This window comes from Streptomyces sp. NPDC093109 (assembly GCF_040701725.1).
In the GTDB taxonomy this organism is placed as follows: Bacteria; Actinomycetota; Actinomycetes; order Streptomycetales; family Streptomycetaceae; genus Streptomyces.
Genome location: NZ_JBFBEZ010000042.1, coordinates 43,147 through 66,563, shown reverse-complemented (window position 1 = coordinate 66,563; position 23,417 = coordinate 43,147). Strand labels below are relative to the sequence as shown.

Sequence of the window (23,417 nt, the reverse complement as noted above, 5' to 3'; positions counted from 1 at the left end):
CGGGCGAATAGACCTTCATCACCATAAGAGATCCCTCCTCCCCGGCCCCTGGCGGGGCCGGGCTCAGAGGTGTCCACCCTTCGGGGACAGGTCCCCGGGTCGGAGTGGTTCTTCCAGCCGGCGGCCCGCAGCGTTTCGGTGATGCGTCGGGGATCTCCACGCCCGGCCAGGTGCCGGGGGCTGGTCTCGAACCAGATGGTGTGGTGCGGCTCGGCCGCGCGCGTGGAGATATACGGGTGGATCACGACCTGACCGCCGGGCGGAACTCGGCCGGGTCCACGGAATGGAAGGGGAGCCCGCCGAGACGGTGAACATCCCAGTGCAAGGAGTGGCAGTCGGTGACCTCCGGTGCCGCTGCCCGGAGCCGGGCGATGATGTGGCGGATCTCGACGGGCCACGGGGTCAGAGCGTGCTCCTCGACGAGGTGCGCGGCGTTGCGCAGGATGGTGCCGAGCACCATGGGCACGCCGTATTCCTCATCCAGCACCTGGGCCAGGAGCGGCTGGGCGTTCCCCGCGACCGCCGGGTCGCGCAGATAGCAGCCGAGTTGGTCGAGAACGTCCAGCGCCGTCCCGATCTCGTCGTGGCTGGGCGGCACAGCACGCCGTGGGGCCGACGAGGGCCGGGGAGATTCCTCCGAGCGACTCATCGCGTCGACGCCTCCTCGGCACTCTGCGGGAACCGGCCACTCAGTCGCTGTACGTCCCAGTGCAGGACGTGCCAGTCCGTGGCCTCCTGAGCGGCTTCGCGCAGTCCGTCGACGATCTGGCGCACCTCGTCGTCCGCGGGATGGCCGGCCTGCTGGGAGACGAGACGGGCCGCCTCGCGCAGGATGTCGCCGAGCAGGATGGGAACGCCGGTGTCCTCGTCAAGGAGCGGTGCGAGGAGCGGCAGCGCATCGGCGAGAGGTGGGTTGGCGCGCAGGTAGCGCTTGACCTGCTCCAGGGTGTTCGTGGCCTGGGCGATCTGGTGCGGGCTGGTGGTTGTGGGGTTGGGCATCAACGTCCTTGTACGGGAAAGGGAAGTGGTACGGGCGCCAGCGGCGCTCAGTGGCGCTTCCTTCGGTGCGCCGGCCCCGGGCGCGAGGGGTTGCCGATTACCAGCCGGGCCCGTTCTCGGTGGGCTCTGCCCGCCGCCACCACGCCGAGGTGCCGGACTGCGGGGCGAACTGGAGACGGTGGCGAAGGCCAGGGCTGCGTATGAAGGTCTCGGCACTCAGAGGGTCGGAGACGTCGCTCATCCGGCGGCGGTCAGGTCGTGGGTGACGTGGCGTGCGTCTCCGGGGCCGGCGAGGTGACGGGGGCTGGTGTCGCACCGGATCTGCCTGGCGTGCTTGTCGGCGAAGGCGGCGAGCTGCCGCTCGCTCAGCGGCCCCAGCGGCCCCCCGGCTCGCTCGCGGCGGCGCTGTCGTACATGTCGCGGAGATCGTCCAGGACGTAGTGGAGTGTGTGCTGGTCGGCCTGCTCCCACGCCGCTGTGCGCAATTCGGCAGCCAGAGGGCTGACCTGGGCGGTGCCCGGGACGTCCGGGTGGTCCTGTACGGCGCGGGCGAGGGCGCGCAGGATGTCGGCGAGCTGGACGGGCAGGCCCGTGTACTCGTCGAGGAGAGGCTCGACGAGGGCGAGTGCTTCGACGGGATCGGGGTTCTCGCGCAGGTAGTGGGTGAGGTCCGACAGCGTTTCGGTCAGGGTGCGGATGGTGTCCGGGGTGAGTGCGGGCATCGGGCTCCTTTGGAACGGGGCGGCGGTCAGCGGCGGGTCCGGGGGCCGCCGGCCGGGGTGTAGGGGCGGGCGCTGGTGCGCGGCCGGGTGCTTCGGGCGCTGTTGCGGGCCCAGGTGGCGGCGCGGGCGGCTGTGATTCGGGCCTGCTGCCAAGCGCTGAGCTGGGAGGGTGTGACGGAGACCGACCAGGTACGGATCTGCGCGCTCAGCGGCACGCTTCCGCGCGGGCGCATCAGGGGATCGGGGCCGGCGAGTTCGGTCGAGAAGGCTTGCACCAGGTGCATTGGCGTGGTGGGAGTGAAGGTGGCCGTCCAGCCGTTTCCCTGCTTGTCCCGCGCTCCGGTCCACCACATCGCCGAGCCGTCGGCGCCTTGGTGGTACTGCATCCATGCTGTGCCGTCGGGGCTGGTCGCCATGTAGTGCTTGCCCTCGAAACGTGTGTGCCAGTTCTGCTCCTCGAACGGCGCCCACACGCTGGGGGCGTGGGCGGAGCGGGGACGGGTGAGGGCATCGGTCAGACCGGCGACGATCTCCACAGGGGTCTGCCGGCCCAGATGCGCCGACCACTCACCGTTGAGGCCGTCTGCAGTGCCGTGGATGGTCCACCCGCCGGGAAGGACATAGGGGTTGTAGGCGACGCGGACGGTGCGGTCCGGGCTCTCTATGAACAGGGGGCCGCCCGGCTTGGACTTGTCCCGCCAGCCAGAGGCGCGCAGGAACTCCGAGACGTGCCGGATGTCGCCGCCGCCGGCCAGGGCACGGGGCTGGACGAGGTAGTGCTGCTCAGCCTGCTCGACCGGGCCCCAGCCCTGCCACTGCTTCTTCTTCACCGGCGCCGCCGCACGACGAGCGGTACGGGGGTTGGGGGCTTCGCCGCCGCAGTGGCGGGCTGGGTGCTGACATGCTGGAGGATGTCTTTGTGTTCGTCCAGGTCGAGGCTGATGTCGTGCAGTTCGTTCGCGGCCCGGCCCAGAGTGAGCCACACCTCTGGGGGGAGAGCTCCTCGCTCTGCCTGGTCCTTGGCGAACACGCTTCCGGTGGCGACGAGGTGGGTGACGCCGCCGAGGACTCCGGTGTCCGGGTCGAGAACGTAGGCGATGACCTGCGCGGCCTGGGGCGGGGGAAGTTGAGAGAGGTGGTCGGCGAGCTGGCCGAGCTGGCGAGTGATCTCGTCGGCCAGTCTCACCGGGTAGGGGGCGGGGTGGGACATGCTCCTCCGGGTCGGTGGACGGTCAGTTGTGGTGCTGCCCGACGCGCTGCGTTTCGGTGACGACGGCCTCCGGGCGGGTGCCGGCCGGCGTGGAGGTCCGGTCGGGTCCGGTCGGGATACAGGCGCGCAGATAGCGGCGGAACAAGGCGGTTGCGAGCCGGGGCTTGAGCCGGTTGCTGATCGGTGGGGGTGTACAGGCTGCTACGGATTTCTCCAGGGATCGGGCCGCCCGGGCGTCTTACGGGGCGCGGCGGGCCGGTGCCGGGCGCGAGGGGGAGCCGGCCGGTGCCGGTTGCTGTGCGGCAGGGCGGGCCGCACGGGCGCGGACTCCGCACGGCCTGCCGATAGGCGGCTTCGTCGAAGACATCGGACGTGCAGTTGACCTCGTACCCTGCCAGGAGCAGTACGGGGACGGCGCGGGTCGCCACGCGCTTCTGCTCATCGGCACCGAGGTGTTCGGGCACGGTGTGCCAGATGTAGACCGGCCCGCCAGTGGCGTGTTCGTGGCGTTCCAGGCCGAGCTGTTCCAACAGGACATGAAGCGCTGTGGGGGCGCCGGCCGGGGTGTCCGCGTGGATGGTGGTCGTCAGCGCCTTGACGTAAATCTCGACGTCCGTACCGTAATCGTCGGCCAAGTTGGCCATGTGGTTCTCTCCGGGGTCAACGACGCCGGCATACCGGGGATGGACGCGGCTCGGCGGCGGTGCGGTGGCCGGCCGCTGCGCAGGGCGTGCGGCGTGGTTGCGCTGCTGGGAGCACGCGGGCGGCCCGCTCATGGATCTCGTGGTGTCCCCGAACCGTGCGATCGGCTCGGATTCCGCGCCGAGCACGGACCCTTGTAGGCCATGGAGGCGATCCAGGCACGGACGACGACCTCTCTGGTGAGAGGCAGCAGCCCGTGGACTGGGGCAGCGACCATGCTCAGGACCTTGGTGGCCACCTCACTGCTGATTACGGCCGCAGCGACCTGCTCGGCGAGCCCGGGCGAGGTAGCACAGGGCTGCCTCACGTTCGCCGTCCGGCGTAGTCAGCATGTTCAGAACGATGCTGGGCCTTTGGCGATGGTGACGTCCTCCAGCACCCAGAAGTCGGACTCCTCCTTCACCGAGACCTGATGACCGGCGTACGGCTGCCGGCCGGGACCGGCGGCATGGAAGCAGGGGCGGAGGTGGGCGCGATCCGGTTCGCGGGGTGCTGGAGAGCCGTGCCGATGCCGAGCGCGTCGAGTTGCGGGCCGATCTTGCGCAGGGCGCGGGCCTGTGCCTGGGTGTCGTCGCCGTTGAGGCGGTAAATGCCGCTCTGCGGATCCTGGAGGAAGCCGTGGGCCACGAGGACAGCGCTCGCACGGTGGTCGGCGGGGGCAGCGGCGACGCCGCCGTCGTGCTGCCAGGTCAGGACGACCCGGTCAGGCTGGGAGGGCTGGATGCCGCCCAGGGCGTTGTGGCGGACCTGGGCGAGCGCGCTGTCGTAGCGCGCGAGCAGGTCGCCGGCGACCTGCTCGGCGCTCAGGAACGGATCGTCGGCCAGAGCGATACCGTTGGGCTCAGGAACGGCGCGGTACGCCTCGGCGGGCAGGGCACGCGGGGCGACGGCGGCGATGAGGAAGCCGTCGCGTTCGTCGTGGCGGTCCAGAAGGACGAGCTGCGCGCCGTCCGGGCGGCTCAGGACGGCTGCCTGCCGGAGCGGGTGCTCGGAGAGGGAGGCGGCGACCAGGTCCAGGTCCCAGATCCGGTCGGTGAGTTCGGCGAGATCGTCCTTGGCGTCGGCCGGCAGGTGGGAGCTGGTCCAGGTGCCGGGGAGTTCGCCGGCGAGGACGTCGGCGTACGAGGCGAGGCGTTCGGAGGTGTCGTGGTCGTGCATGGTGTCCTTGGGCGAGGTGAGGGTCCACGGCGAAGTCCGGTGGCCGGCGGGGGCGGCGGGGCCGGGACAGTGCGGGGTTGGGGTGGGCAGGTGCACACGGCGGAGCGTTCGCGTTCGGTGGCGGGGACCTCTCCGCTGCGGGTGCTGCGGCCGGGGTACGGGGTGTGCCGGTCGGCGAGCTGGTTGCGGAGGCAGGAGAGGTCGCCGTGGATGATGTGGAGAGGCTCGTTCGTGAGGTGGCGGAGCCGCTGGGCGATGTCCTTGTCGGATGGGCCACCAAGTCCGTCGTAGAAGTCGGTGCTGGCGGTGAGGACTTCGTCCAGAGCGGTGAGGATGCCGTCGTGGGCGGCGGTCAGCTCGGTCAGTGCATCGGCGGCCTCCTCCGTGTCGTGGCCTCGCGAAGACGTTCGGCGAGGTGGGTCACGGAGGAGCCCAGCGGCAGGTAACGGGCGGACGGGCGTCGGTGCCGAAGTCTGCGTCGCAGCCGACGTGGTAACCGAGGGCCCGCAGGCGGCCGACGGCGTCGGTGGCGAGACGGTCCGCGGCGTGTTCGGTGAGGCCGGCGGGGGCGCGGAGGTAGGTCTCGTGGACGCGGACTACGGCGACGAAGCCAGGGCGTTGGAGGACGCTGTGGGCCTCGGCGTCACCGCCGCGTGCGAGGAGTTCGTCGGAGTGCGGGTCGCGGCGGATGTCCAGGAGAGGGTCGGAACGGGGCAAGGAGACGTTTCTCCTGCCGTGGAGGCGGGGATCACCGTCCGCTCCGGATGTCGGCGATGTGTACGAGCTGGCCCAGGGCGGTGGTGGTGTACCAGCCGCAGTCGATCAGTTCGTTGCGGTCGGCGAATCGCGTAAGGAGGGCGTCCTCCATGGCCCGCAGGTGGATCAGGCATTCCGGGCAGCGGCGCGAGAGGTGCACGAGGTAGCGGGGGTGGGCGGTGACGTAGGACTGGGAGCCGCCGGTCGCGTCACGCAGCCGCCATCCGTCCTCGTCGGTCGAGGTGTGCCAGGACGGGGCGACGACGCGCATCGCGTCTCCCCACAGTTCCCCGTCGGCTACCCCCTTCAGGACGACGACGGTGTCACCGGCCTGGAAGTGGGCGTGGGTGATGTCCCGGTCGGGGGTGAGCGGGTCGGGTGTCGGCGCGAACGCCGACGTGGGCGGGGTCTTGGACATGCGGTTCCTTCCACGCGAGGCTGGCGGGGTGGGAGGATCAATGGTCCGCAGGAACGCCGGTTTGGCTAACCGGTGGTCCCCGGCTATGTTCCGCCGCGATCAGCGGAACGGGTTCTCTGTCCCGCGGTCAGCCTCGGTGGCTGCGTCGAGGAGTTCGAGCATGTCGGTGCCCTCTGCGTCGCGTTGGTCGATCCACCACCCGGCCCGGGTGATGGCGCGGGCCTTTTCCTCCAGCTCCGCCCAGTCCGCCTCGTCCCAGCTCCCCTCCAGGACGAGCGCGGTGTGCGCGGCGGTCATCAGCTGGTGGCGGGTGCGTTCGCCCCAGTCCAGGGCCTTCTCCGGGCCTTCCAACTGCGGCATGTCGAACTGCTTCGCCCACGCGAGGGCAGCCTCCTGCTCGGCGGCGCGCTTGGCCGCGAGCCACTCTTCCTTCGGCTCGGAGCCGGCGTCGCGTGCCGCCTTCCAGCAGTCGGTGCAGTCTTTCGTCGCGAGCCAGCGGACGAACCCGGCCCGCTTGTCGGCCGGACGACCGGACAAGTCATGAACCACTTGGTGGGAGCATGCGTGCTCCACGGTCCACTGCGTACGGACCCCCGGGGAATTCCGTTTGACGGGCGTTACGTTCGAGGTCGGGCTGCTGGTCTGGGGCTTCAAATCGCGTGCCTTTCGTTGGCGGTTGGGGTGGTGGCCTGCGTCGTTGCGGAAGGCCGTGCATCAGATGCACGATTCATGCGGCGGACGGAGGTGGTCTGGAGCGCTTGGCGGTGGTCTCGGGGACGCTTCCGCCTTCTGCGTCGTCTCAGCGTGTCCTGCGGATGGCGTCTGTGGCCGCCGTGGCGATGGCGGCGGGAGCGCTGGAGGGCTGGGGCAGGTGCAGCAAGGTGGTCCCCGGCAAGTGGTGGGACTGCGCGGTGAGGGTGAGCTGGAGTACGGCGCAGCCGGCGGTCGTGAGTTGCTTGACGCGGGTGACGGCTTGTGCGGTTTCGTCGCTGCCGTACCAGGCGTCGGTGACGATCACGAGGAGGCGGCCGGCGCCGGGGCGGCTGAGTTCGAGGCCGTGGTCGAGTGCGTCGATGGCGTCGCCGAGGTTGTGGTGGCCGCCGTTGGCATCGAACGTCGTCACGCGCTCTGGTGCTCGGTGGGTGGGTCGGGTCAATGCGGTCAGGTGCTGGTCGTAGGCGATGGTGGCGGTGAGGGAGTCGGGGTCGGTCAGGGCTGCTGCGCGTGCCACGATCCAGGCGGCGGACGCGACGGGCGCGCAGGCGGCACGCATGGAGCCGGAGACGTCGACGGCGATACCCACACGCAGCGGTGGGGTGGGGGAGTTGCGGCGGCGGGTGTGGGTGAACGGTTCCGCGGTGGGGACCGATCCGGCCGCGCGCTGGGCGTCGCGGGCGAGGGCCGCGCGCATGTTGAGGCGGCCGGGCGGGGTGGGGCTGGTGGTCCGCTCCTCGGTCCGCTCGCGGTAGGCGGCGGCACGCAGGGCGCGGCTCAGGCGCGCGGCGGCACTCTGCTCGGCGGTGGTGGGCCTGCGGGTGCCGGTGACAGGGTTGCCGTAGGGCGCCGGTGTGCCGTCGGGGGTGACGGTGGTGCCACGGGTGTTGAAGACCGACTTGGCGGTGGCGGCGGCTTTGCGTCGCTGGGCGCGGTCCTGCGCCTGCGCTGTGGACCGCGCGGCCACGGCGTTGGTCGCCGCGGCCTGTGCCGCGAGGTCGGCGGCGTCGGTGGCTGCCGTGCTGTCCATGACGACGCCCACGGCGCCGGACAGCAGATCGGTGAGGTTCTTAGGCACGGGCAGGGCGGGGGCCGCGGTGTCCAGAGCGTCGCACCAGTTTTGAGCGTGCGCGAGCATGCTCTGGGCGTCGTGGTCGGCGCACTGGTGGGCTGCGGTCCAGATGCGGGTGAGGGTGGCCAGCAGGTTTGCGCCCAGCACCTTTTCGCACAGATCGGCGACGGCCCGGGTCTCGCCGGCGTCCAGGATGCCGACGTCACGGCGGCCGAGGACCAGGGCCGCCACGCCGGCGGCGTGCTCGATGCCCTGGAGGGTGGGGTGGGTGATGTCGGGCATGACCAGGGTGCGGGCACTGGTGCGCAGGTACGTGCGGTCCGTGGGCCGCCGGTTCAGGTGTGCGCCTTCGACACGGCTCTCCTCCAGCAGGAGCGCGGCCTCGACGACACGGGGGTCCGCTCCGGCAGGCGCCGTCCAGAGGGAGTGGGCCGCGTGTGCGGCCTCGTGGACGAACACTCCCCAGGCGGCGGGATACCGCTCCTCGTCGCCCACGATCCGCGGATGGATCTCGTGGGGCTGGAGGGGGGCGAACAGCCGGGCGTCGAACTCGACCTCGCCCAGGGTGGGGAAGAACGCGGCCGGTGCGCCGCTGCGCGTGCCGGGGCGGCAGGTGACGAGGAGGTCCTGGCGGCCGGAGAGGTCGACCAGCCGGTCGCCGAGTTCGGCTCCCACGCGTAGCCACAAGTGCGGGGAGGAACGGGGTTGCGCGGGCGGGGCGCCGTCGTCGTCCCATCGCGCGAGGTCAGCCTTGTCGTCCGGCGTGGTGGCGGGGGACTGGACGTGGTGGTGGGCGCTCATCGCGAGCGGCCCTGCTGTGCGGAGCCGGTGCTGCCCGGGGGCTGCCGGACGGCCGAGGCGGGGAGCTGTTTGCCGAGGGTGAGGGGCGCGATCTTCTTGACGCCGGCAGCTTTGATGACGGCGGCGGCGACGGCGTCGCGATCCTCCACAGGAGCGATGCCGACCAGGTTCGCGAGCGCGGCCTGGGTGCCCAGGACGGCCTCGGTCTTCTGGTAGCTGAGCAGCTCCCGCAGTTGGGGGGCCCAGCCCAGCTCGCCGAGTTCGACCTGGCGGGCGAGGTGCCGGGCGACCCGGACCACCCGGGCATCGATCCTCAAGGCCAGGGCGAGGTCATAGTCCGTACCGATCTGGATCTGCACGCTGAACCGGGACGACAGCGCCTCCGTCAAAACCGCCCCGTGGACGCCGGGATTGTGGCCCGCCACCACATAGAAGCCCGGCTCGGCCTTGACGGTCTCGCCCTTGTGGGCCTTGACCTGGATCTGCCTGCGCCCGTCCATCGCGGGATACAGCGCCGCCAACACCTTCGGCGAGATCAAGGTGGCATCGTCGATCAGCAGGGCACGGCCCTCGGTCATCGCGGTAACCAGCGGACCGTACTGGAAGACATAGGCTCCCGCGTCGTCCTGTGTGTACTCGCCGATCAAGTCGCCGACCGTGGTGTCGCCGTCACCGGCGACAGTGAGCAGGTCCGGGAACGCCGCCTCCACCAGCGACGTCTTGCCGGTGCCCGGAGGGCCGTAGAGCAGCACCGGCACATCGGCGTCACGCAGACGGTTCAACGCCTCGACATCGGGCAGATCGGCCAGCTCCCGGGGGTGGTAGAGCTGACCCCCCGCACGGCGGATCGGGCCGGTCTGCTTCCGCGTGGCTGCGGCGGGAATGGTCGTGCGGGCCATGGCCGCCTGGACGCGCGGAGAGTGGGTGCCCGGTGGACTGATCACAGCGGTCTGCGCGGCTGCGGCGGTCTTCGCGTTCGCGCGGAACTCCGGCTGTCCCCTTCCGCCTTGGTCGGCCTCGCCGCGCTGCACCAGAGTGAGGGCGGCGTTGCGGACGGCGCCGTGGGAGTGGCCCAGCTGCCTGGCCATGTCCCCGATGGTGAGCGCATCTGCCGGCCGGTCGGCCAGCAGTCGGGCCACCTTGGCCCGTAGTTCGCCGCCCTTGGTGCGCGCTGGACTGGTAGGCGGTCCGGGTGTGGTCACAACGAGAGTCCTTCAACAGGTGTGGGTGCGGGCGGGGTTGGTGATGCGCGGGAGAGGCCGGCCGCTCTCGGAGCGGATCACGGACTGTGCCGACATCGGCGACCGGGCCAACCGGGGCGTACCGTCGGCGCTCACCGGCCGACCGAGGGCACGGTCCAGGTGCAGGGGATGGCCGGCGACGAGCAGCTCGCTGGCTGCCGAGCAGGCCCGTGCGTCCGCTCCGTACCGCCTTCCGTCGCCCGGCAGGCGCAGACGGGCGCCTCTTCGAAGCCGTCCTGGAGCAGGATCCGCCGGGCGGCGGCGTTGTAGCCGGTGGTCGTGATCTCCCCGGTGATGGCGTGCCGGATCGGCATGAACGGCTCCGCTGGAGCTTCGGGCACGGCGGATCTCCTATCGGAGGTGGCGGGAAAACGGTGGGGTGTTGGGCGAAGGCGAAACGGGCCCGGAGCTTCCAGCACATCAACGGTGCGTGGCTGGACCACGAACGATGGGTAAAGCCACGCGCGGGAGCATTACTGCGGTACGGCGGCTGCTTCGCGGTACGGAGGGCCTCTTGGCGACCACGCTCAGCGATGATGTGCGGGTGTACTGGCGCGCGGCGCCGGCGCGGGTGGTGAGGTGTCCACGGCAGGGCGCGGGCGGACGCGCAGCTCGGGGGTGCGGTGCGGGGGCAGGACGGCGACCGTCGTGCCGAGGTCCTCGGCCGCCTCCTCGACTTCGAGGGTGAGGAACGCGATCTGCCGGCCAAGCGCCGAGAGGCGGGCGGCGATCTGGCGCCCCTGCACGGTCTCCAGGGCGCTGGCGAACTGGCCGCTCGTTTCCAGGAGTTCCTGGAGGCGGACCACCGGACCTGCGTCGTATCCGCGCTGGACGGCACTGAGGAGCGCGTTGGACACATCACCCGCGTGCTGGGCCTCGACGACGTCCCGGGTGAGTTCCTGCAGCGAGATCTCGGGGGCGGCTTCGGGCCGGTTGAACCTTGAGACATCGGCGCGCAGCACACCGGCTGGGACCGGAGCAGGGAGTGCCTGCCCGGCCTCGAACTCGTGGGCATAGTGCCCGATCACCTGCCAGCCCGGTGCACCCGGGTCGCCTCGCAGCGCGACCAGCGTCGAGTCGTCGTCTTTGATCAAGTGGGCGAGGGCGATCGGCTGCCTGGCGGCGGCGTACCACGACTCGGTCAGCTCCAGCTCGCCGCGCTTCTGCGAGGCCTGAGCCAGCTCCGTCCACATCTGCTGTTCCTCTTCGGTCAGCGGGCCTTGTGGTGCTGGCCATCGCTCGGGTCGGCGAGGTTGCTGGCGATGAAGCTGTAGTCCGCCCACGCAGTGACGTACGGCCACAGAGCGGCGTACTGCGCGCGTTCGGCTGCTGAGCCGGGGTTGGCCGGCCGGTTGAGGGACCGGCGGATTTCGGTGGCGGAGGCGGCCAGGCCGTCCAGCACGGCCCGCCACCCGTCCAGGTGCCGGGCAGGCGGCAGCTCGTCGAGCGCGCGACGGGCCGCATCGAGCAGAGCGTCGGTGTGCGGGGCGAGGCAGGCGACGTACGCCTTCACCGCCGCCTCGTCGCGGTGGGCTTGTGCGGCTGCCGCGGCGTCTGCGTGGACGGTGCGGCCGTAGCGGTCGCGTCAGGTCGAGGGCGACTTCCGTCTTGCGGTCGATGACTGCCGTCCGCAGCCGGAAGTCCTGCGCCCTGTTGGCGAGTTCGGGGGACACCGGCAGGGGGCCGTCAGGGGCCGGGTTACTGGCGGGCGTCACCGGGACTGCCCGCCGCCCGAGGCCGTCAGGTGGACGGTGGGTGCGTAGGCCGGCTTCGGCGGGATCGGCCGGGCGGCTGGCGCAGAGGCGGTGGGGGGTGTGGCGCGATGCTGAGTCGTTCGGCCGGCGGCGGCCTGGGCGAGTCGGCTGCGGCGCTCCAGGAGTCCATTTGGCCGGACCGGGCGGGGCGGGCCGGCGGAGACGGCCGGGTCGAGGCGGATGTCGGCCTGCACGGTGTAGCCCTGGCGGCGCAGGTCGCGGACGGCCTGGCGGGTCCGGCGGGGACCATCACGCTCGGGCTCGCTGAGACGGTACAGACCAGGTTCTCCGGGGACGGGTTCGAACTGCTCACGCTCCAGGTACCAATGGGCCAGATGCGTGGGCATGGAGGAGGTGAAGGAGGCGACGAAGCCGTGGGTGTCGTGGTCGCCGAAGGCGAAGTGGGTGCCGGGTTGCAAAGGGGCGGGACTCTCCTCACGTTGTCGGGGCGGAGCGGTCAGTGACGGCGGCGCGCGGGACGGGGCCGCAGCAGAGGGGAGGGCTGACGCGATGGCCGGATGGCTGGCGCGTGGGTGCGGACTTGGTCGACGTGTGGCGACGTCAGCGTGTGTGCTGCGGCTGTGCCGACGGGTGGATTCGTGGGGGAAGGGACGGCGGACGGCCCGGGGCATGCGCGAGTCGCGGCGCGGGGGCGAGCGGGGTCAGTGCCCGCATCCGGTCCTCGGCCATGTGCAGGACCTCTCCGAGGCTGCGGATCTCGGCGGCGGCGTCGGCGAGGTCGTAGGACAGGTCGAAGCCGTCGTCCTCCTCGGCTTCCTTGGCTTTCTCCCCGGCCGCCTCGAAGAACTCGCCGAGCTGCGCCAGCAGTCCGTCGGTGGGCTCCAGGATCTGGTGCAGCAGGGCAGCGGCATCCGCATGCGACTTGGTTCCATTGAGCCGCTCGGTCAGAGTGCGTAGAGCGTCACCGTGGACGTAGACGGGGGCGGGGTCTGCTGTGTCGGAGGTGTCAGGGGACTCGGGCGGGTGGAGCATCGGCGCGGCCGGGAGCGGGTGCGGGGTTCCGGTGGACGAGACGGGATGCGGCAGCAGCCTGAGCTGGGCGAGGCGGTGGTCGATCGCCTCGATCAGGGGCTGAGCGCTGCCGCCGTGGTGGGTTTCGGGCCGCTGAGGAGCAGCGGGGGCGTTGGAGGGAGTCGAGTCGTAGAGGACCTCGAACAGCGACTGGTCGTCGGGGTGTTCATGGGTCACGGTCCAGCCCTCCGGATCGCCCGGTGGGCGGTCGGAGGACGGCTCCTGCGGCGGACTGATGATCAGGTAACTGTCGTCAGGGAGCGACACGCTCACGACGTAGGCGCTGAGGCCGAACTCGATGTCGCACTCCAACCCGCGCTCTCGCAGCGGCGTGGTGATGTGCGCGTGGCGGCGCCACAACTCCTGCCACCACGGAGTGTCCACGTTGCGGTGATCAGGGAGCGGTGCGAGCGGAGCCGGGCGGATGGTGTCTGGGGTGCTCTCCTCGTCAGCGGCCACGGCTCCTCCTGCGGGTGGCCGGTGACCGGTGCGGTGGCGATATCCGGGGAGCGGGGGCGGCTCCCGGCTTCGGCACCGGACGCGAGTCGAGTTCGTGCTCGTTGTCGGTGGCTATCAGGTCGTGTGCCATCTGGGCTTCGTGCTCGGCGACCTGCGCCACGAGGTCCTCGTGCTCGGCCTGGTACTGCTGGTACTCGGCCCAGTCGGCGTCGCTGAAATGCGCGGGGTGGTTCAGGGGACTCCTTGAGACGATGATGTTGGTTCTTCGAGACGGGTTAGCGGTGGCGACCGCTTGACCTGGACGGTGGGAGCGCCAGGCTTTCCCGAGGGATGAGGTCGCGGTCCCCGAACCCGCGACCTCACATAGCCTCATCGACCCACCTCAAAAGGGACGAAGCGGCAGTGGCCATGCTTCAGTTACAGTGAACCCACGGGAGACTCAGTGCATGCGGGCATCGGTGTCGAAGAGTGCCAGCTCGTGGCCGTGCAGGAGGTGCTGCACGATGAAGCTCCGCCCTGCGACTTTCCAGAGGCCCCTGCCGCGGTTGAGGTGCGCGATGGCGTCCATCTCGACGGAGGTCAGGCCGAGCAGGGAGGCTGCGGCGCCGAGTTGGTCGGTTTCCTGGCGATAGATGATGCGGGTGCTGCAGTCAGCGAGGAGTCCTTCTGCTAGGGCGCGTCCCTGTGATCCGGCGTCGCCGGCGGTGAGCAGGTCGGACAGCCGGTGGATCACCATGAGGTTGGCGATGCCGAGGCCCCGGCTGAGCTTCCACTGGGCCTGCATACGCTGCAGCAGCCCGACGTGCCGCATCAGCCTCCACGCCTCGTCGTAGACGATCCAGCGCCGACCGCCGTTCGGATCGGAGAGGGCGGACTCCATCCAGGCGGAGGCGCAGGTCATCGCCAGGACGAGGGCGGTGTCGTCGCCGGAGCCGCCGAGGCGGGACAGGTCGATGGTGAGCATCGGCGCGTTCGGGTCGAATTCGACGGTGGAGGGGGCGTCGAACATGCCGGCCAAGTCGCCGTGGACGAGGCGGCGGACGGCGTGGGCCAGGTCGCGGGCGGCGTCGCCGAGTTGGCCCGACACCATCCCTGCGGCTTCGTCGAGGGAGCCGGGGTTGTTGAGGGTGGCGGCGACATCGCCGAGGAGCGGGGTGCGGCCGATGGCCGCGGCGCGGGTGACCACCGCGTCCAGGGCGACGTCCAGGGCGGTGTGTTCCATGGGCATCAGGTCCCGGCCCAGGACTGTCCGGGCCAGGGAGCCGAGCAGGAGCAGGCGCCGTTTGCGGATCTCGCCGACCCAGTCGGCCTCGGAGATGCTCTCGGGGCGCGGGGCCGCGTCCAGGGGGTTCAAGCGTCCAGGCAGTCCGGGGCCGAGGGCGACGGAGTGGCCGCCGAGGGCGTCCGCCACCGGCGTCCACTCGCCTTTCGGATCGCACGGTACGTAGACGCGGTAGCCGAAGGCCACCGAGCGCAGGGCGAAGCTCTTGGCGAGCGCGCTCTTGCCCTGGCCGATTACCCCGGCGAGCAAGAGGTTCGGGTTGGTGAATCCCTCGACCTTGCCGTACAGCGCGAACGGATCGAAGACGAAGGACGCTTCCGCGTGGACGTCGCGCCCGATGTAGATGCCCTCAGCCCCGAGTCCCCCTTCGGCCAGGAACGGATACGCGCCGGCGGCCACGGCCGTCGTCATGCGGTGGGCGGGCAGCTTCAACCGGTTCCTACGCGCGGAGGCGGGCCCGGGACGTCCACTCGGTGGGTAGAGCGCGGCGGGCATCTCGTGCTCGGTGGACGGGCTTTCGGGCTGGTGGGCGCTGGCTTCGGCGCGGGCCTTGGCGGTGGCCTCGGCGAGCTGGCGACGGGCGGCCTTGCGGCTGGCGCGGTCGGTGCCGTGGGGGGTGAAGATCGGGCTGGCCGAGGCGCGGCGGGCGGGCCGGTGGCTCATCGGTGGCCCTCGTTTCTGCGGATGACGTTCATCGCACGCAGGCCGTGGTGTGCGGGCGGAGGTCGGTGGGGGTGGTCTTGCGCCGGACGACGTGCCCGGCAGCGAGGTGGCGCTGGCAGATCGTCAGCACGGGTGGCCCCTCGGGCAGCCGCTCTGGGTGGCAGGTGCTCGTCTCAACTCCTGCTTCAGTGTGGGCGGGCAGCAGGTGGAAGGCGGAGTGGACCTCGCTGGTCGCCTGCCAGAGGCGCGTGTGCGCGGTGGTCAGGTGACGGCCGGTGGCGGTGTGTGGCGGACGGGTGTTCTCGGCGAGGCGGTGCAGGAGGTGGAGCAGGGCGGCGAGGTGGGCGTGCAGCACGTCAAGGTGCGGGCGGTCCGCCGGTCGGGGCGGGGTCGCGTCCGACGGTGCGAGGGCCCGGGTGTGGTGGCGGACGCCGGCGCTCGCGGCGCGGAGGTAGGGGTGTGCGTCGCTGGGAGGTGTGCGGGAGGTCAAAGGCGGTGATCCTTCCTGCCGGGAGGCAGGGGCGGCGACGGTGGTCCGTCGTGGATGAGCGAAGAGCAGCGGGCCAGGGTGCCGGCTGGTGAGGAGGTGTGGGGTTCACAGGGCGGTCCGGGCCAGCGGGAGCGAGCTGAGGGCGAAGGCTTCCGGCTGCTGATAGTTGAGCCGCCGAAGGTCAACGCCCGAGGTGACGGCGTGGGTCTCGATCTGTGCGCAGGCGGCGTCCAGGAGTGCGTCGGTCTCGGCGGTGACAGTGACGAGGCCGGTCAGGGCCACGTCCGCGTGCCCGGCGATGAGCTGGCGTTCACGTGTCTTGACGTCGGCGTACTCGACGGAGTCTTCCTCGCTGTCGACCTGCCCGCGACGGGAGCGCTCATTGGCGTCGGCGATGATCGCGGCCTTCTTCCGCTGGACGTCCCGCAGCGCGGACTCGAGTCCCTGCGGCACGTATATAAGGGAGAGGCTGCGACGCACGCCTGCCGTGAACATCATCCCGTGCAGGAACCCGGCCGAGGTTTCGGTGCGCGGCCAGTTCTCCACCCAGTACGTGGCATGCCGAGCGCTGTCGGTGGTGAGGCGGTCGTACTCCTCGAACTGGACGACGGGACCGGCAGCAGCGGGGTCGGCCTCGGCACGGCCGGTCTCGGACCACTGCTGGAGAGCGGCGAGGGCCCCCGGGTCGTAGGCGGTGCGGACAACGGCGGCGATCTCCCGAGCGGTCAGCCACCCGGTGACCTGGAGTCCGGCGCTGCGGGCGGCCTGGGCGATGGACGCGGTGGTCTGTTCCATGACGGTGAACGCCCCGGACAGCCCTCCGCCGGCCTGGCCGACGAGGCGCCTGGCCGCTTTGAGGTCGAGGGAGACGGCGAGGTAGGTCTCGTGCGGTGCGGCGGCGGGCCCGGCGGAGGCGACCAGTTCGGAGTAGATCTCTCCGGCGACCGGAGTCTGAGGCTGCCCGTTCTGGGCCCAGTGGCGGGTCAGGGTGTCGCCGCTGTCAGGAACGGTCCGTTCCAGCACTTGCACGGTGGCGACGTGCCCGGTACGGGCGATGCCGGCCAGCGCGCGTCCCCAGCTGGACACGTTGTGGTTCTGGGCGGCGGGGTCGAGGAGGGCGAAGGCACGGCTGGTGACGCGGGCGACAGCGGTCAGGGTCTGCCGGTGCGGGTCGTGTACGGCCGCGGCCTGGTTGGCGGAGTCGCCGGGGGTGACCACCTTGAGGGAGGCGGCGGCTCCGGGCAGGTGGAGGACGCCGTCCTGACGGGGCCGGGTGACGGGCCGGGCGAGCCAGAGCCTCTGGGCGCTGTGCCGGCGCTGTGCGTAGCGGGCGACGACCGGCGCCCAGTCGATCAGGGAGCGGCCGTGCCGGCGGATCACGACGAGTGCACCGGATACGGCCCAGAGCGGGGCCAGGGCGACAGCGCCGAGCAGCCCGGCGGAGATCACTGTCATGAGCAGCAGCGCCAGCGTGCTGGACACGAGGATGAGTTGGGGGACGGAGAAGCCGAGGAGGATGCCGCGGCGGGACCGGTGCGGGAATTTCACCGTGACCGGGGCGACGGAGAGATCAGTCAAGGGACGGGTCCTGGAGGCGCGGGTGGAACCCGGGGGCGGGAGGCGGCGTGCACATCCCGCCCCCAGGAGTCGGGCAGGGGATCAGAGGCCGGTCGCAGGAGGCGGTGCTGAGGACGGCCCACTGGACGCGGCGCTCTGCGAGCCGGAGGGCGGCGGTGCGCCCTGCGGCGGTGGGGGCGAGAGCGGCGCCGTGGACTGCCATCCGCCGCCCTGGCCGGACGCGGCGCCCGCGCCGGATCCACCCGGCCCTGGGCTACCGCCCACCTCACCGCCGGTGTCGCCGGACACACTCGTCGGCGCGGTCCGGATGGCCTTCTCCAGACCGGACTTGACGGCGTCTCCCCCTGGCGAGACGCCCGTGCCGCCGCCTTGTGAATCTTCCTTGCTGCCCCCGCCCCCGCCAGTCGGGTTGGCGGCGATACTGCCGGGAAAGCCGCTTCCGCCGTCGGGGCCTTGTGGGGCGGTGCTCGCCGCGGCTGCCGCGCCGCCGGTTCCGGCGGTGGCTGCTGTGGCTGCTTTGCGGGCGGCCTTCTCGGCATGAGCCCTGGCGATCTGCGCTCCGGCACCGCCGGAGCGGTGGATCGTCTCGCCGTCGGTTCCCTCGGCAGCCCAGTGCACGAATTTGAAGACGGCGTACGGACACAGCAGTACCAGGACCATGATGACGATGCCGGACATGACGTCGGCGAGGGCTCCGGTGCCGTCCTTGGCCTCGGTCTCGCCCATGGCGGCGATCCCGAGTACGAAGATCACGGTCATCAGCAGCTTGCTGACCACGAGGGTGGCGGTGGCTTCGATCCAGCCCTTGCGCCAGCGGCGCGCGACTTCCCAGCCGCCGCCGGCGGAGGCGAAGATCGCCAGGGTGACCATGACGAGAATGCCTACTTTTCTGACCATCATGACGCACCAGTAGACGAAGGCGCCGATGGCCGCGCCGAGACCGGCGACGACCGGGACGAGCCAGCCCAACTCTGACAGGGCGCCGATCTGGTTGACCTTCACGATGCGGCGCACGGCGGACTCGATGTTCAGGTTCGCGGCCTTGAAGAGTCCGTCGGAGATGGCGTCGACCACCTCGACGGCGACCGTCGTCAGGGCGATGGCGCAGAAAGCGAACAAGACGCCGGACATGGTGCCGGTGAACGCCTGGGTGAGGGCTTGTCCGTCGCGTCTGACGGCGGCTCGGACCAACTGCGCGCAGAACGTGGCGACGAGAATGACCAGGCCGAGCGGCAACAGCATCTCGTAGTTGTCGCGGAACCACGCAGCGTTGAGATCGACCTCGGTGGTGGTATTGACGGCCTTGGCTGCCAGGTCGGCGGCGGCTGCCGTCAGTTCACCTGCCGATTTCGCCATCCAGTCGCCGACGGCCTTGCCGGGGTTCGAGGCGAAGTCGACCGCGTCGCCGACGGAGCACAGCTTGTCTGCCAGGGGAAAATCACAGAAACCCACGGAGTGCGAGTCCTCCTTTCGCGTTCAGGTGCGGGTCACTGGGTGACGCTCGGAGCGATGGCGGCCAGGGAACAGTCGTGGTTGGGGCGACACTGCACGGCGAGGGTCACGGCGCGCGCCTCGGCTCCTCCTCCGCCCTTCGTCCAGGTGATCTGCTGCTTGCCGTTGACGGTGACGACGTAGATGTACGCCTCGGTGATCGCGGATGGATCGTCGGCCAGCGCCTGCTTGAACGCGGAGGGATAGTGGCCCTCGGCGACGCTGGCGATGGCGTGCTGGTCCTGGTCGGCCATCCGTGACCACAGCACCGGGTCGGGCACCTGGCCGGAGACCGAGTCCCAGTCGGTGTATTTGGTCTCGGCGGTCATCCAGGCATGCATGCCGGCGAGCTGCTGGTCGCGGCTGGTGTGGCGGGTGTCGTAGGACCACAGCATCTGGGCCGCCGCCTTGGCGTAGGCGACCGGCTCGGCGATCTGCGGGGGAGTGGGTACCGCCCCGGGTCCTGCGGCGGGTTTCGGGGCAGCCTCGGAGGAAGAAGGGCTGTCCGCAGGGGGCGCGGTGGCGACTTCCGGGCTCTGGCGGCTGTTCCCGTTCCCGCCCAGCCAGGCGACGGTGGCGGCGATGGCAAGCAGGACGGTGACCACCAGGGCGACGATCGCGATGCGCTTGTTGTTCGACCAGCCGGTGCCGCGGAAAGGCAGCGAGACGGAGGGGGATCGTTTCTGCATCAATGGACCTGAGACCCGAGGGTCGAGAAGAACGCGACGATTCCGTTCGCGGCACCCAGGCCGAGGGCGGCGCCTGCGGCGACGACCGCGCCCTTCTTGCCGTTGGCCTCGGCCTGGTGACCACCGCTGTGGTGACCCCAGGCCCACACGCCGAGCGAGACCGCGAGAGCACCGACGACGGCGATGATCCCGAACAGGTTGATGCTGTTGACGACGTTCTTCAGTACGGCCAGGCCGGGCAGGCCCCCACCCTTGGGCGATATGCCTGGGTCGTAGGCGAGCTGGATGACGCGGTCTGCGAGAGGGACGGGCATAGGTGTGACGGGCTCCTTGCATACACAGGCCAGGCGAGGGCCCACGAAAGAGGGGGAGGTACAGGGGGAGGTGCGCTCGCGGCGCGGAAGTGGCCCGCTGCTGTGAGCTGCCCAGGGGTGTGCCGGTGTAGGTTCCGATTTGACTTGTCGGCCGGTGGGAACGTGACCTGGTGTTTTGGCGTGCTGTCCAGGCATCTTGTCGAGGATTCGTCCGACAGATCTGTCGGTTTCCTCAGGCCGTGGTGCGGTGTTGGGGTTCGCGCCGGGCGGCACGGTAGCCCTCGGCTGTGAAGAGGTAGTAGGTGCGGCGTTTGGCGGGGCAGCGGCTGGGGTGCATTGCTTCGAGCTGCTTGGGCCGGGGACGGACAGTTCCCGGTCTGAGTTCGGGACGATCGGAAATTGCTTGTGGTGATCCGACGGGGCGTCGTACGGTCGCCTCCGATGAACGAGACGCCTGAGGTCTTGCCGTTGCCGGACCGGAAACCAGTCGACGCCGCGGTGGCGGGCAGGTTGATCGCCGTGCAGTTCCCGCAGTGGTCCGACCTTGAGGTCCGGCCGGTCGATGCGCAGGGTTGGGACAACTGCACCTTTCGCCTCGGTGGCGAGATGCTGGTGCGGCTACCGACTGCCGAGGAGTACGCGCTGGCGGTGGAGAAGGAGCACCGGTGGCTGCCGGTGCTCGCACCCGCGTTGCCGTTGGAGGTACCGGTTCCGCTGGCCAGAGGCGTGCCAGATGAGAGCTTTCCGCACATCTGGTCGGTCTATCGGTGGATCGGCGGCGAGCCTGCGGCCCGTGCCGTCGTCGAGGACACGATGGCGTTCGCCGTCCGCCTTGCGGAGTTTCTTGTGTCTCTGCAGCGGATCGACCCGACAGGCGGACCGGGCCCGGGACTGCACAATTGGTTCCGAGGCGGACCACTGGCGACCTATGACGGGTGGGCCCGGGCAGCCCTGGAGACGTTGGACGGCCTGATCCGGACTGAGGCCGCCGAGGAGATCTGGGAACGGGCGTTGCGAGCCTCGTGGGATGGTAAGCCAGCCTGGTTTCACGGTGACATGGCCTCGGGGAACCTTTTGGTGAAGGACGGTGCGCTCGCGGCCGTCATCGACTTCGGCACCTGCGGAGTCGGAGATCCGGCCTGTGATCTGTCGATCGCCTGGACGATGCTGACCGGGAAGAGCCGGGCCGCGTTCCGCGATCGGCTAGGGGTAGACGAGGCGACCTGGGAGCGTGGACAAGGCTGGGCGCTCTGGAAGGCTCTGGTCGTCTGCGCCGGAGCGGTTCGCGATGGCGACGGCCTCCCGGCGGAAGCGTCGTTCGTTCTGGAGGAGATCGTCCGGACGGCAAGTTGATGACAAGTCACTTGGAAATAGACAACTCTATTCGGAACCTACAACAAGCGGGCAGCGTCAGAGGACGCGGCGGGCGGCGAGGATCGTCCAGTTGCTGATCGGGGTGATCCGGACGGGTTTGGTGGTGCGGGGCGCCTCGATCACGAGGCCCTCGCCCATGTACATGCCGACGTGCTCGGGCCGCGCGGCGGTACCGCGGCTGAAGATCAGGTCACCGGGCCTGAGTTGCGCGCGGGAGACGACCTTCCCCTCGTTCACCTGCGTGTACGTGGTCCGGGTGAGGGCGACGCCGGCGTGGGAGTACGCCTGCTGCATCAGCGAGCTGCAGTCGCAGCGGCCCATGGGGTCAGGGCCGTGCGAGTTCGTGCAGGAGCCGCCCCACTGGTAGAGCGTGCCGAGCTGGTACATCGCCCACTCTATGGCCTTGCGGGCCTTCGGATCAGCGTCCTTGGGGATCGCGTAGCCCTTCGGGACGCTCCCCTCGGGGATACGGCCGAAGCCGGAACCGTCCTGGCCCGGCGCGCAGCCGGTCGTACTGGTCGACGGCTTTTTGCCCTGGTCGGAGTCCTTGCCTCCGCCCGGGAAGGTCTTGGCGATGGCGTCCTGTAGCGCCGTTGCCAAGTTCTCCCACTGCGCGTACGCGTCCGGCAGCCCGGACTTCTGCACGGCTTGGGCGGCCTGGGTGACGGTCATCTGCTGCCAGCCGCTCACCTTGAGCAAGTGCGTGTAGAACTGCTCGGAGGCATAGACCGGGTCGCGGATCTGCTGGGCACTGCCCCAGCCCTGGGACGGGCGCTGCTGGAACAGGCCGAGGGAGTCGCGGTCGCCGTAGTTGAGGTTACGCAGCCGGCTCTCCTGCATCGCCGTGGCAAGCGCGATGATCTGGCCCTTCGTGGGGACATCGAGCGAGAGGCCGGCGGCCACGATCGTCTGGGCGTTGGGGACCTGCTCGGCGGGCAGGTCCAGGCCCTCGACATGGATGTCCTTGCCGGACGCCCCGTCGAGGATCTTGCCGACCTGCTCTGCGACCTTGCCGGCGTCGATGTCGGTCAGACAGCTGCCGCCGAGGCCGTTGCTCTGCACGGCGTCGGCGGAGGAGGCCAGCATCATGCCGGTGCCGGCGATCAGGATGGGGGAGAGGAAGACGATGCCGATGCCGGCGGCGAGCGCCTTCAACCGGAGCGGGCCGCTCGCCGATCGGCGTTTCCTGGCTCGGGTGGGTAACGAGACGTCATGAGCGTGTCCTTCGAGGTGCGGTGTCCGGCGTGCCGCGTGCACGAGCGGATCGGAAGGGCGCGGCGGCCGGGGGGCGATCGAGGTGGACCGGGGTGGGCGAGTTGCCGCTCGCCCTGCGTGGCCCGACCGTGAGTTAGGTGCGCGGGGGCAGGGGATACCTCCGTGGGGCGTGGGGGGAAGTAGCCAGCGGCGGTGTGCGCCGGGCGGTTCTAAAACAGTAGGCGCGGATCGGCGGTTGACCAAAAAGTCGGCGTGAGGTATGGGAATCCGGCACCCCGGAGGAGTACTTCTTGGTCGTCGGCGGATTCGCCTCTACAGTTTTTGGACTCCTCCTCGCGCTCCTTGACATGTGGCCCTGGGCTTCTGCATGCCCACTTCCGGCCCGCGAGGACTTCTGTGCGAGGCGGCTGTTCCGTCCGTGTTCCCGCACCCGAATAGGGGTTTCTCTTTGCCTTTTTCCCTTCACCACGGCGACGCCCTCAGCGTTCTCGCCGGCCTCCCGGACGGCTGCGTCGACTCCGTGATCACCGACCCGCCGTACAACAGCGGGGGTCGGACCGCGAAGGAGCGTACGACCCGCTCCGCGAAACAGAAGTACACATCTGCCGATGCCAAGAACGGCCTTGCCGACTTCACTGGCGAGAACATGGACCAGAGGTCCTATTCGTTCTGGCTGACGCAGATCATGACTGAGGCGCACCGTCTGACGAAGAGTGGCGGTACCGCGCTGCTGTTCACCGACTGGCGCCAGCTGCCCACTACGACGGACGCGATCCAGGCGGCCGGCTGGCTGTGGCGCGGGGTTCTGGCCTGGCACAAGCCGCAGGCCCGGCCGCAGAAGGGCCGGTTCACCCAGAACTGTGAATTCATCGTCTGGGCCAGCAAGGGGGCGATCGACGGCTCCCGGAACCCGGTCTATCTGCCCGGTTTGTACTCGGCCTCGCAGCCCTCAGGTGCGAAGCGCCAGCACATCACGCAGAAGCCCGTCGAGGTGATGCGCGAGCTGGTCAAGATCAGCCCCGATGGCGGCACGGTGCTCGACTTCTGTGCCGGTTCCGGTTCCACGGGCGTAGCCGCTCTGCTGGAAGGCCGGGACTTCATCGGTGTGGAGAAGACCGAGCACTATGCGTCGATCGCCGCTGACCGGCTCACCGAAACGATCCGCGAGACCCTCACGCGAGACGACGTGATTCTCACCGCTTGAGCTGCGAGCGCGCTGCCCGTCAAAGCGGACGGAGCCCCAGTCGGCGATCCGACGAAGTGACTTGTCGCTCGCTGGCTGC

General features: G+C 70.3%; 25 protein-coding genes and 1 pseudogene. 3 read left to right on the top strand and 23 right to left on the bottom strand.

What is annotated here, in order from left to right; genetic code table 11:
• Positions 1-241: 241 nt before the first annotated feature.
• The 6 genes from AB0389_RS30675 to AB0389_RS30650 all read right to left on the bottom strand — a co-directional run bounded on the left by AB0389_RS30675 (position 242) and on the right by AB0389_RS30650 (position 4,791).
• Complete coding sequence (locus tag AB0389_RS30675; protein WP_366398774.1) at positions 242-649, bottom strand: hypothetical protein; 408 nt, start codon at positions 647-649, stop codon at positions 242-244.
• Complete coding sequence (locus tag AB0389_RS30670; RefSeq protein ID WP_366398773.1) at positions 646-999, bottom strand: hypothetical protein; 354 nt, start codon at positions 997-999, stop codon at positions 646-648. The genes AB0389_RS30675 and AB0389_RS30670 overlap by 4 nt, the downstream gene beginning before the upstream one ends.
• Before the next feature lie 365 nt (positions 1,000-1,364).
• Entirely contained in the window at positions 1,365-1,721 is a 357-nt protein-coding gene (locus tag AB0389_RS30665; protein ID WP_366398772.1) for a hypothetical protein, read from the bottom strand.
• Between the two features lie 26 nt (positions 1,722-1,747).
• Positions 1,748-2,551 (bottom strand): DUF317 domain-containing protein, encoded by an 804-nt coding sequence (locus AB0389_RS30660; protein ID WP_366398771.1) that lies wholly within the window; start codon positions 2,549-2,551, stop codon positions 1,748-1,750.
• A complete protein-coding gene (locus AB0389_RS30655; RefSeq protein ID WP_366398770.1) occupies positions 2,548-2,931 on the bottom strand; it encodes a hypothetical protein in 384 nt (127 codons plus the stop codon). The genes AB0389_RS30660 and AB0389_RS30655 overlap by 4 nt, the downstream gene beginning before the upstream one ends.
• A 1,101-nt stretch (positions 2,932-4,032) precedes the next feature.
• On the bottom strand, positions 4,033-4,791 hold the full coding sequence (locus AB0389_RS30650; protein WP_366398782.1) for a hypothetical protein: 759 nt from the start codon (positions 4,789-4,791) through the stop codon (positions 4,033-4,035).
• A gap of 164 nt (positions 4,792-4,955) precedes the next feature.
• Between AB0389_RS30650 and AB0389_RS30645 the strand changes: the two genes are divergently transcribed.
• Positions 4,956-5,237, top strand: a complete 282-nt coding sequence (locus AB0389_RS30645) for a hypothetical protein (protein WP_366398769.1) — start codon at positions 4,956-4,958, stop codon at positions 5,235-5,237.
• On the opposite strand, the gene AB0389_RS30640 is transcribed toward AB0389_RS30645, so the two are convergent.
• The 16 genes and pseudogenes from AB0389_RS30640 to AB0389_RS30565 all read right to left on the bottom strand — a co-directional run bounded on the left by AB0389_RS30640 (position 5,212) and on the right by AB0389_RS30565 (position 19,545).
• A complete protein-coding gene (locus AB0389_RS30640; protein ID WP_366398768.1) occupies positions 5,212-5,508 on the bottom strand; it encodes a hypothetical protein in 297 nt (98 codons plus the stop codon). The genes AB0389_RS30645 and AB0389_RS30640 overlap by 26 nt on opposite strands.
• A 31-nt stretch (positions 5,509-5,539) precedes the next feature.
• The gene (locus AB0389_RS30635; RefSeq protein ID WP_366398767.1) at positions 5,540-5,965 is read right to left on the bottom strand and encodes a hypothetical protein; all 426 of its coding nucleotides are present in this window, start codon (positions 5,963-5,965) and stop codon (positions 5,540-5,542) included.
• 99 nt (positions 5,966-6,064) lie between these two features.
• Positions 6,065-6,502, bottom strand: a complete 438-nt coding sequence (locus AB0389_RS30630; protein WP_366398766.1) for a hypothetical protein — start codon at positions 6,500-6,502, stop codon at positions 6,065-6,067.
• Positions 6,503-6,764: 262 nt separating this feature from the next.
• Positions 6,765-8,552, bottom strand: coding sequence for a hypothetical protein (locus AB0389_RS30625; protein WP_366398765.1), 1,788 nt, complete (start codon positions 8,550-8,552; stop codon positions 6,765-6,767).
• Positions 8,549-9,691, bottom strand: a complete 1,143-nt coding sequence (locus tag AB0389_RS30620; protein WP_366398781.1) for an AAA family ATPase — start codon at positions 9,689-9,691, stop codon at positions 8,549-8,551. Before AB0389_RS30620 ends, AB0389_RS30625 begins: the two co-directional genes overlap by 4 nt.
• Positions 9,692-9,885: 194 nt before the next feature.
• Positions 9,886-10,107, bottom strand: a complete 222-nt coding sequence (locus AB0389_RS30615) for a hypothetical protein (RefSeq protein WP_366398780.1) — start codon at positions 10,105-10,107, stop codon at positions 9,886-9,888.
• 213 nt (positions 10,108-10,320) lie between these two features.
• A pseudogene (locus AB0389_RS30610) lies at positions 10,321-11,508 on the bottom strand (hypothetical protein).
• Positions 11,505-11,966, bottom strand: a complete 462-nt coding sequence (locus tag AB0389_RS30605) for a hypothetical protein (RefSeq protein WP_366398764.1) — start codon at positions 11,964-11,966, stop codon at positions 11,505-11,507. The pseudogene AB0389_RS30610 and the gene AB0389_RS30605 overlap by 4 nt, the downstream one beginning before the upstream one ends.
• 142 nt (positions 11,967-12,108) lie before the next feature.
• The gene (locus AB0389_RS30600; RefSeq protein ID WP_366398763.1) at positions 12,109-13,038 is read right to left on the bottom strand and encodes a hypothetical protein; all 930 of its coding nucleotides are present in this window, start codon (positions 13,036-13,038) and stop codon (positions 12,109-12,111) included.
• A complete protein-coding gene (locus AB0389_RS30595; protein WP_366398762.1) occupies positions 13,028-13,411 on the bottom strand; it encodes a hypothetical protein in 384 nt (127 codons plus the stop codon). The genes AB0389_RS30600 and AB0389_RS30595 overlap by 11 nt, the downstream gene beginning before the upstream one ends.
• Before the next feature lie 66 nt (positions 13,412-13,477).
• Complete coding sequence (locus tag AB0389_RS30590) at positions 13,478-14,983, bottom strand: ATP-binding protein (protein ID WP_366398761.1); 1,506 nt, start codon at positions 14,981-14,983, stop codon at positions 13,478-13,480.
• A gap of 28 nt (positions 14,984-15,011) precedes the next feature.
• Positions 15,012-15,473 (bottom strand): DUF6238 family protein, encoded by a 462-nt coding sequence (locus tag AB0389_RS30585; RefSeq protein WP_366398760.1) that lies wholly within the window; start codon positions 15,471-15,473, stop codon positions 15,012-15,014.
• 105 nt (positions 15,474-15,578) lie between these two features.
• Positions 15,579-17,051, bottom strand: a complete 1,473-nt coding sequence (locus tag AB0389_RS30580) for an SCO6880 family protein (protein WP_366398759.1) — start codon at positions 17,049-17,051, stop codon at positions 15,579-15,581.
• 81 nt (positions 17,052-17,132) lie between these two features.
• Positions 17,133-18,503 carry an ATP-binding protein gene (locus AB0389_RS30575; RefSeq protein WP_366398758.1) on the bottom strand — a complete coding sequence of 457 codons (1,371 nt, stop codon included), beginning with the start codon at positions 18,501-18,503 and terminating at the stop codon, positions 17,133-17,135.
• 35 nt (positions 18,504-18,538) lie between these two features.
• On the bottom strand, positions 18,539-19,231 hold the full coding sequence (locus AB0389_RS30570; RefSeq protein WP_366398757.1) for a hypothetical protein: 693 nt from the start codon (positions 19,229-19,231) through the stop codon (positions 18,539-18,541).
• On the bottom strand, positions 19,231-19,545 hold the full coding sequence (locus tag AB0389_RS30565) for a DUF6112 family protein (protein WP_366398756.1): 315 nt from the start codon (positions 19,543-19,545) through the stop codon (positions 19,231-19,233). The genes AB0389_RS30570 and AB0389_RS30565 overlap by 1 nt, the downstream gene beginning before the upstream one ends.
• Positions 19,546-19,986: 441 nt before the next feature.
• On the opposite strand from AB0389_RS30565, the gene AB0389_RS30560 reads away from it, so the two are divergent.
• Positions 19,987-20,898, top strand: a complete 912-nt coding sequence (locus AB0389_RS30560; protein WP_366398755.1) for an aminoglycoside phosphotransferase family protein — start codon at positions 19,987-19,989, stop codon at positions 20,896-20,898.
• 57 nt (positions 20,899-20,955) lie between these two features.
• Here AB0389_RS30560 and AB0389_RS30555 read toward each other — a convergent pair whose 3' ends face one another.
• Entirely contained in the window at positions 20,956-22,074 is a 1,119-nt protein-coding gene (locus AB0389_RS30555) for a C40 family peptidase (RefSeq protein ID WP_366398754.1), read from the bottom strand.
• 508 nt (positions 22,075-22,582) lie between these two features.
• On the opposite strand from AB0389_RS30555, the gene AB0389_RS30550 reads away from it, so the two are divergent.
• Complete coding sequence (locus AB0389_RS30550; RefSeq protein WP_366398779.1) at positions 22,583-23,338, top strand: site-specific DNA-methyltransferase; 756 nt, start codon at positions 22,583-22,585, stop codon at positions 23,336-23,338.
• The last annotated feature ends 79 nt before the right edge of the window (positions 23,339-23,417 follow it).